General features: G+C 40.7%; 4 protein-coding genes. All 4 read right to left on the bottom strand.

Features of this window, described 5'->3' with window-relative positions:
• Nucleotides 1-584 precede the first annotated feature (584 nt).
• A complete protein-coding gene (locus O9295_RS19980; protein ID WP_288034808.1) occupies nt 585-737 on the bottom strand; it encodes a hypothetical protein in 153 nt (50 codons plus the stop codon).
• A complete protein-coding gene (locus O9295_RS19975; RefSeq protein WP_288034806.1) occupies nt 734-4081 on the bottom strand; it encodes a type 2 lanthipeptide synthetase LanM family protein in 3348 nt (1115 codons plus the stop codon). Before O9295_RS19975 ends, O9295_RS19980 begins: the two co-directional genes overlap by 4 nt.
• 40 nt (nt 4082-4121) lie before the next feature.
• Nucleotides 4122-4949, bottom strand: coding sequence for a GNAT family N-acetyltransferase (locus O9295_RS19970; protein ID WP_288034803.1), 828 nt, complete (start codon nt 4947-4949; stop codon nt 4122-4124).
• 225 nt (nt 4950-5174) lie between these two features.
• Nucleotides 5175-5480 carry a Nif11-like leader peptide family RiPP precursor gene (locus tag O9295_RS19965; RefSeq protein ID WP_061432523.1) on the bottom strand — a complete coding sequence of 102 codons (306 nt, stop codon included), beginning with the start codon at nt 5478-5480 and terminating at the stop codon, nt 5175-5177.
• Nucleotides 5481-5824 lie beyond the last annotated feature (344 nt).

Raw genomic sequence — 5824 nt, 5'->3', positions numbered from 1 at the left:
GAGGCGCAACATTTTGAGATTTTTTCCCAAACCTTGCCAGGAATATTATCTCTTATCTTGACCAGATGGATTGACTTCAAGGGGTGACAAAACAAAGCGAGCAACTGGAACATCTCCCCCTAGATGTTAAGTCTGATTGCCTAGTCATTCTCAACAAGCACTGTTTATTGAGAATGACCGGGGGAACCCTGAAAATTTCGGCTTAGTTGGCGGCAGCTTGCCGCCAACTCACTCCTCTAGATAAGTATTTTGACTCGCGCCCCTTCCTCTTTCGAGACGTTGTGACACTTAGGGTGCGGAATGTGGGTTTCTACAGGGACAGTATAGCAAATCAAGCCAGCTTTAATCTAACGTCTTACCTGGCGTAAAATTAATTACACATACCTGTCGCTTAAAGCCTTGCGCAGCAAGGCTTTCAAGATTGGGAGTGTGCAGATAATTTTGTTTAGGTGCTTATTTATCCTCAAATAGGTTAAGTAAAACTTATCCAATCAACGGGATTGAATAATCAACTATCTTTCCTTTGCTGTCCCCTAACTTTTTCAGCAAGCCCTAATTTAAGTGCGATTGCCCTGCTCCGCCTCTCAATCTTTATGTAAAAAATCTGGCAACCATAAGCCGAGTAATATTACCAAGCCAATGATGACTAAGGCTACACTATAGGTGATCGCTTCATTAGAATTAAAGTTAGTCGGCATGATGAATTTAATTCCCCCCGCTTGAGATAGACTGCTCACTCCCAAAGTAATACAGAAGGTAAAGACTTAGGATGAGCCAGACGCAGAAATTGGTAGCCAATACCGGACAAACCCTGAAAGAAACAGGGATTAAACACGGATGTCGGCAAATCAGCAAATAGTTCATATTTGCCGGTTTGAGAAGCTCGATTGACTACTCGACTTGCTAATTCTTGAGCAGCACTGTACCATTGTGGATTAGACAGTGTATGTGCAGCGACCCACATAACTTCACAGCGACCTAAATTGCCACAGCACAAATGATCCACTTGCTGCAAGGGAGTCTCTTGGGTTGTCTTGAGAGCCGCTTCAATATTAGCAAGAATTTCTTCAGTTCTATAGCTTGATAAACCGCCTAAACGTCCTAAACCAATACCAGGCGCTCCGTAGCACCAAGTTGACCAAAACACTGGTGCAGCAGAAGGCTCCTCAGTGGGAATGATTTGACGCCAATTCCCAAATTCTTGAAAAAATTTGCTATTTTCATAGGCGATCGCCTGTTGTGCGCCCCTTGAATAAGCCTGGTCTTGAGTCACCTCATAGAGTCGTAAAAGTGCATAGGCAATTCCGGCGGCCCCATGAGAGAAGCCAGTCAATGGTTTATAGGTATCTGATTTCTCGTTATAGCGCAAATCACAAAATTTCAGCAGATGTTGACCACAGGCTTGAGCCTTATCCAAAACAAAATTTGTCCCCGTATCCTGATAAAGAGCTAAAAGGGATAAAACTGTCCCAGCAGCACCCTTAACTATATCGAAATTAGTATCTTTATCAATAATCTCTTGGCTCATAAATTGAGCAACTTTTTGTGCTTCTTGAGAGAGATGGGGTAAATCGAGAAATTGTCGGATTTTGACGAGACAATAAATAATCGCCCCCAGTCCTACGCCGCCGCCGATGCCAAAGTTATCGGCAAAAATTTTGATTGCTTCAGCATCCGCATTTTGTAAGAAGCTTTGTAAAGATTGAAGAGACTTAAGGCTTAACTTCTCAAATTTACTGTCCCCTGTCACACGGGCTAAGGCTGCAAAAAAGACAGCAACACCGCAATTGCCATCATAGAAACTTTCTCCCAAAGGTTGTAGCTGAAATCTCTCTGCTTTCGGAACAAAAGCTAAACTAATCCAAGAAAGACTACCATCAGAACCAATAATTCCCTGGTCTTCGATTTCTTGAGCAATCTCTATTGCTTTGGTAACAAACTGGTCGCCAGTCAACAGAGTCTTAGTAATTTCTTCCTGATTTTTAGACTCAATTTTGCTTCTTTCTGAGGAGAAACTTCCAGTAATTTTTGACTGAAAGGCCAACTGAATAATTCTAGATTGTTGAGCTAAGTCAGTTTCATTCATCCGTTTTAATCGTTGTTCAACTTGATTAAAACATGATCCTTTAAAATACTCCGGTATAGTCTGTTCACCACCTAAGTTGAGGTCATCGCTTACCGTAGCAGCACTAAAATAGGGAACATCTCCTAAGGAGATGGCTTGAAGTTCCATCTCTAGAATAGGCCAAGCTTGAGGTTTATTTTGGTTATTGAGAAAAGCCCGGCTCAAGATATCTGCTTCAATACTCCACTCTAGTCCATGTTTGAGAAATTCTGCCCCTCGCGTCTTATTGAGAACAGCGCCATAAACTTTGGTGGAACGGAACAGAAATCTGACTACCTGTGTCTGGAATGGCGATAAAGGTCCATTTGCTGCTAATAGGTTTTCCTTCTGTTCAATCAAGAAACGGTATACTTGTTCGAAGCCTGTAATCAATTCTTTTAGATAATCATTCGGGTAAAGTGGCTGTGAATTAAGCATAGGAACATTAGCTTGCAGAGGTCTATCTATTTTCTCCTGTGCTAAATACATATCGTCGGTGTTGATCGATTTCCAGACAGGAAATGGTACCGGCATAGGTTGAATATCAATACTACCCAATCCACTAACATCATAAGCGACAGAAGTGTCGATATTAAACTCCCAAGTCGGTAACAATGCCGTGCGTAAGACTGAATCAGACAATTGATTCATCGCTGCTTCTCCGGCTGTTTCATCTTCCGAATCTTCCATCCATTTAGCTTCATGGTGCATGATTGTTTCTAGATCAATCATCACCAGTTGATCGCCGTAGGCAATTAAATTCTCGTGGTGAAAATCATTTGCTCCTAGAAAATATAACAAACATAACAATCTTCCCGCCTGTAAATAAAAACGTTTAGCAGCGGCGGTATCTTGACAAGGTTTTTGTTCAATGTATTCGCTCCATCCATAGGTTTGTTTATCTAAAATCCGAAGAATTTTCAGGGGAGATTGTGCAGAACTTTCTAAGTTTTCTAATTGTTGATTTAACCAAGATAAAAGTTGGTTAAAAGCTATGTCAACCCCTATTTTTTTCGGTTTATAAACTAACTTTAGCCCCGAGGCAAAAGTTAGCACGATCACAGAACGTCCTTGATGATGAAGATCAGACAAGTCCGGCTTAATTTCTTTAATTTTTCCTAGCTGATTTTCTGATATTTTAGAATCAATCGAATCATTTATCTGGGAAAATTCTCCCTTAATTTCTAATAAATCATTTTCCAGTCTTTCTAGAAATTCTGCCGTTGACTCAACCCAAAAATCAATAGTGGTTGCAATAAACCTACCTAATACGGGATATTTTTGAAAAAAACCCAAGAATCCATCTGATAATAATTTATCAACAAAAGCTAGATATTTTTTGTTACCTGATGTAGTTTTATTGTTCGGAATTATTAAATTGAGTAAGTTTTTCCCGAGGGGACGAGAATGAGAAAACTCAAAATCTAAAGTTTTTACTAAAAGATAAAAAAGTCTTTGGTAAAGACCCTGTTCTAGACTTAGATAAGCAGATTCTTCCAATCGTTTTAAAGGCAAATTTTCATCAGATAATGATTCTACTCCTAAGCGAGCAAGAAGTTTTTGTCTTCCAACCAGAACCAAAGGTAAAAAAACATCTTCAAAGGGTTTAGGGTCATTAGAATCTCTGGGCAAGGGTTCGAGATTTTCTTGGGTTAATTGTGCAACTGTTTCTATAATCTCAGCTAGGGTTAAAGCCCAACTGGGTAAGGAATGAGTTTCAGGTTCTAACTCTGTACCAAGTACTCGCAAAACTGCATCGCGTTCCCAACCATTCCACTCTAGACGTTTGTAAAATTTATCCCAATCTCCAGAGGCACTGACTTTACACCAATGATTCAAACGAATATTTGCTATCTCTTCATTAAATGGGCTTGAGATAGTCGATGTTGTTTGATGACTGAGACGTTCAGAAATAAACGTAGCTTGACAGACGATCTTGGCTAATTCTGGTTTTAAATCAGATGGGTTGGCACTCACAAAAAAAGCCTCCTTCTTTTAATTTTCATCAGATAACTTACTATAACACTTTAGAAACACCTCTAGATTCTTTAATTGACATCATATAGCTTGCCATTCGCCGTTTAACAAAACTCAACATGGCTGGATTATCCTTGGATACTGTCCACATTCCGTAGGGGATATGGCTACTACACTGGATTTTAATCGACTCGGCTAATAAAGGAATGCCACGCCCGACCTTTTGTAGCTCTTTCTTGACAAAAAAGCTACTGTAGCGGATTGTATCTGGTGCAAGACGATGGGTTATCATCCAGCCGATGACTTCTTTTTGATAACGAAGTCCTAAACTGTTGAGTGGCTCTCTTTTGTCTTCCTCTAAAAAAGGTGAAAGAACTTCTGGATACCACGCCTGAGTATTTTGTTTTTCTAAAATTCTACTTCGTTCTGCTTCCGTTAAATCAGACCAAGTAAAGATTGTAAAACCAGCAGGTAAACTATATTTGTGTAGCCAGGATGCTTGAATCATCTGCTCTTTCGCCGCCTTACAAATTAACACCCGTAACTCTGGCGGTGTCCAACCTGCTTTTTTCAGTATATGTTCTAAAGCCGGAGTTGTCGTTTGGTCGCTTGTATAAACTAATTCAACATACCGACAACCTCGTTGCTTAAACACCTGCTCTAAATGCGCGAGTAGGGCTGTGCCAATCCCCTGACAACGATAGGGGGATTCAACAAAGATGGAGAGGATGATAGCTGCTTCTTCTTCAGGGTAAAACCTAGCCAGACCCAAGCCAACCGGTTTTTGCTCAACACTTGCGCCAATGGCAACAAGAGAGTCTTCAAACTGCAAACTTTGTAAAGCAGGTTGATAAGAGGGAAAGGTCATTTCCAAATATTGAAGCCAAGCCAACCCCTTCAATTCAGTTAATGAATAATTAACCATTCTGTTGCATACATTGTTAATCTTCGATCTGATAAAAATTAAAAGCGGATTTGGTATTACCCTAATAAAGGAAACCTCGATTAATTGCACTTATTGCCAAGAAAGCACCCATAAAAAGTGTTGATCTTTTTCAGCAAGGTATTTTTCGAGGTTTCCAGAAAGCCGACTCTAACAAGTAGCAACCCAGCAGTTGCGGCTAACAATGATACAGACAGTGAGTCGTGTATTTAAGTTACAACGGCGGCGACCGCCAGCTACAGCTTCTAACTCTTGTTCGCTCAGTTCCGCATCTCCCTTCTTGGTGTTAAGAAACTCATTAGCTTCGTCAAGAGTGAAGTTGCAGCCATTCTCTTGTCCTAGTCTGACGGCGGTTTCGACAAAGCTGTCGCGATCTTCAGCCGCGCCTAACATAGCTTGAAGCTCTTCGCTATTGCGAGCGATTTCATAAAATCTTTCGACATCTGGTTGACTCATGACTGTGTTCTCCTTAAGTCTGTGGGTGATTCAATCTTTTCTTGATTCACACTGACAATAGTAACCTCGGTCAAAAGGCTTGCCAATCGGGAAAAGTTCAGATAAATTCAGGACTCTAACAATCAAAGAACTCAGAGAAAGTCATGTAAAGTGAGTAGCGAGGGTCTTCACCTCGACATTTTTAGATAAATCACGCCGTGAGGTTTGGGTTTCTGCTTCTTTCCCGAAGGATTTTTCGCACCTGCCTTAACAGATTTACTCTGTTCTGGTCTTATGGTCGCTCTACAGACTGACACCGCAAGCCCTGCGGCCAAAATATTTTTACTGGCGTTAATATCTCGGTC

The sequence above is a fragment of the Microcystis sp. LE18-22.4A genome (genome assembly GCF_027531105.1).
Lineage (GTDB): Bacteria > Cyanobacteriota > Cyanobacteriia > Cyanobacteriales > Microcystaceae > Microcystis > Microcystis aeruginosa.
This window is presented reverse-complemented; position numbering and strand designations above follow the sequence as displayed.